Below are 3,106 nucleotides of genomic sequence, written 5' to 3' on the forward strand. Positions count from 1 at the left end.
GGTGGATTTAAACCTGAAGTTTGGAAATTAAATTATTTGAGCTATAAGAGGTGCAAATATACATCACTTAATATATAATCATGAGTAATAAAGGAATGATTTATACCTCATGAAATGGAATTGGCAGCAAAAAGACTGGCCTGACTTTCAGTACGATAGTGAAAAACTGGCCGAATTTGAAACACGGTTCTTAAAGGAATCCGGGGTCATTCTTGGTGCGTATAAACACATCACTGAGGACGAAAAACAAACACTGATTATTGATATGATTAGTGACGAAGCTCTTAAAACATCCGAGATTGAGGGCGAGTTCCTAAACCGCGACAGTATTCAATCCTCTATCCGTCGCCAATTTGGCCTCCAACAAGACGTATATCCTGCTGGTCTAGCCGAACAAGGCATTGCAGAGATGATGGTTGATCTCTACCAGACATATGATGCTCCTTTAAGTCATGCCTCGCTTCATAATTGGCATCACATGCTGATGATAGATCATCGTCATATCAAAGTAAAAGGTGGTTATCGCACACACACAGAATCAATGCAGGTGATATCCGGATACGTCCACAAACCTACTATTCACTTTGAAGCACCTCCCTCTTCCAATATGGAATCAGAGATGGAGGCCTTCATAAACTGGTTTAATACCAGTACTAAGCTACCAGCTTTAACACGGGCCGGATTAGCACATCTTTATTTCGTAAGCATCCACCCCTACGAAGACGGTAACGGTCGGATTGCCAGAGCATTGGTTGAGAAAGTTCTCGCTCAAGCCATCGGCCACCCTTCTCTTATTGCGCTTTCTCAAACCATAGAAGCTCATAGGACTGGCTACTATGCCTCCCTGGAAGCGAACAACAAGGGGATGGACATCACAAACTGGCTCACATATTTCGCAATCACCACCTTAGAAGCACAAAAATACTCCGAGCAATTGATTGACTTCATTATTGCTAAAACCCGGTTTCTTGATGCTTTACGAGATCAAATGAATGAGCGTCAAAAAAAGGCAATCCTGCGCATGCTCAAAGCTGGTATTGGAGGATTTAAGGGTGGCCTCAGTGCTGATAACTATATGCGTATAACAGGAACACCACGGGCAACAACGACCCGAGACTTAAATGATCTTGTTAAGAAAGAAGCCTTGTTTAAAACGGGACAACTCAAAGGTACGCGCTATTGGCTCAATATCCCAATGATGCGGGATGTCGTAGATAAGTAAATAAACCACGAGAACATCGCGAGGAAGTTTGGTCTTTTAGCAGTTTAGTCTTGCTATATGGCCGATCAAAAACACACATGCGATGCTCCTTTGCAAGATACAGAATTCTGTGATGCACAACTGCTCTTAAAGCAGCTTGCAGAATATCTGGCAGATCTTGCAGCAGAAGAACATCTAAAACAGGCTACCCAGAAGCGGCAGCCTTGATAGGTCAAAGGATTTGACACATGGCATTACGCGCTGGCTTATACGCTCGATACTCAACGGATATGCAACGTGAAGCATCAATTGAGGATCAACTTCGTATTTATACCTTAAAAGCAAAACAAGAAGGTTTTCAAATATATAATAGCTATGCTGATTATGGGATAAGTGGCGCGACACTTATCCGCTCTGGTATTCAAAGCTTGCTAGAAGATACCCGTTCCGGAAAAATTGATATCATTCTCACTGAATCCATTGATCGCCTCTCCCGAGATCAAGAAGACATCGCTCATATCTATAAACGCATGTCTTTTAATGACGTTAAAATCATTACCTTGTCCGAAGGACTTATCAACGAACTTCATGTCGGCCTCAAAGGGACAATGGGGGCCCTGTACCTAAAAGACCAAGCCGACAAAACCAGACGTGGCCTCAGAGGACGTGTAGAAGCAGGCAAACCTGGTGGAGGTAAATCTTACGGTTACGATATTATACGCAAGATAGATGAAAGCGGTACGCCTATTACAGGTGAGCGGGCAATTAACGACGATCAAGCATGCACGATCACACGTATCTTTAACGCTTACGCTGCCGGACAAAGCCCACGGGCTATTGCTGTGATGCTCAATAAAGAGAGTATCCCTACCCCTACAGGCAAAGAATGGGGAGCCAGTACAATTCATGGCAACAAAGAACGTGGTACAGGTATCCTTAATAATGACCTCTACCAAGGTAAGCTTGTCTGGAACCGTCTGCGCTACATCAAAAATCCTGATACAGGTAAACGTATTTCACGCCTGAACCCGCAAGAAGAATGGGTAATTACGGAAATCCCCGAACTTAGAATCATCAAACCAGAACTATGGGATGCTGTTAAAGAACGCCAGGAGAAAACTTCCCTCACAAGCAAAGCCCAACAAGGTCGTAAAATGGGTATGTGGGATAGAAAGCGCCCTCAGTATCTGTTTTCAGGTCTCATGAAGTGTGGCTCTTGCGGTGGCGGTATGATCCACGTGAATTCAGAGCGTGTTGGCTGTGCTGCTGCCCGTAACAAAGGTACATGCGATAATCTCACCACGTTACGACGTGATGCATTAGAAGAAACAGTCTTTAACGGGCTATCAGATCACCTTATGGACCCCGAACTCTTTGAAGTTTTCTGTCAGCGTTACACTGAGCGTATGAATAGCCTGACTGCAGATCACAATGCAGTTCTTGTACGTGAGCATAAAGAACTGGAGAAAATTGATAGAGAGCTTGATAAGCTCATACAGGCAATCATTGATGGCGTACCCGGTAGTCACTTAAAAGATAAGATTTCTGATCTCGAAACTCGTAAAATAGAGTTACAAGCCAAACTAGATACCTCACCAGCAAAGCCTGTTCTTTTACATACTGGCATGGCGGAGCTTTATCGAAAGCAAGTTTCTAACCTGATCCCTCTCCTAGCCCAGGAAAGTCACCGTGCAAAAGCTGTCGATATTATCAGAGGTCTTATTGAGGAAATCATTCTCTCACCAACTACTGACGAGACGGGTAAAGCCACACTAAGTGTGAGTATCAAAGGCCATCTGGCTGGGATATTGTCTATGGCTGTAAACGCAGAAAAGCCGCTCGATGAGAGCGACTTTTGCGTAGAGTCTGTAAAGTTGGTTGCGGGGGTAGGATTTGAACCTACGA

The 3,106-nt window shown here is 44.0% G+C and carries 3 protein-coding genes; all 3 read left to right on the forward strand.

Annotated elements, in window-relative coordinates:
• The first annotated feature begins 109 nt into the window (after positions 1-109).
• The gene (locus tag WH96_RS20765; protein WP_047766164.1) at positions 110-1,222 is read left to right on the forward strand and encodes a Fic family protein; all 1,113 of its coding nucleotides are present in this window, start codon (positions 110-112) and stop codon (positions 1,220-1,222) included.
• 57 nt (positions 1,223-1,279) lie between these two features.
• A complete protein-coding gene (locus WH96_RS22085; protein ID WP_156176892.1) occupies positions 1,280-1,429 on the forward strand; it encodes a hypothetical protein in 150 nt (49 codons plus the stop codon).
• 20 nt (positions 1,430-1,449) lie between these two features.
• The coding region (locus WH96_RS20770; RefSeq protein WP_047766165.1) for a recombinase family protein at positions 1,450-3,106 on the forward strand (1,657 nt) is incomplete at its 3' end.

The organism is Kiloniella spongiae (assembly GCF_001026905.1).
Lineage (GTDB): Bacteria > Pseudomonadota > Alphaproteobacteria > Kiloniellales > Kiloniellaceae > Kiloniella > Kiloniella spongiae.

Excerpts from the sequence above, each read along its gene's own strand:
- WH96_RS20765 (WP_047766164.1), top strand. The coding sequence starts at position 110 with ATGAAATGGAATTGGCAGCAAAAAGACTGGCCTGACTTTCAGTACGAT.
- WH96_RS22085 (WP_156176892.1), top strand. The coding sequence starts at position 1,280 with ATGGCCGATCAAAAACACACATGCGATGCTCCTTTGCAAGATACAGAA.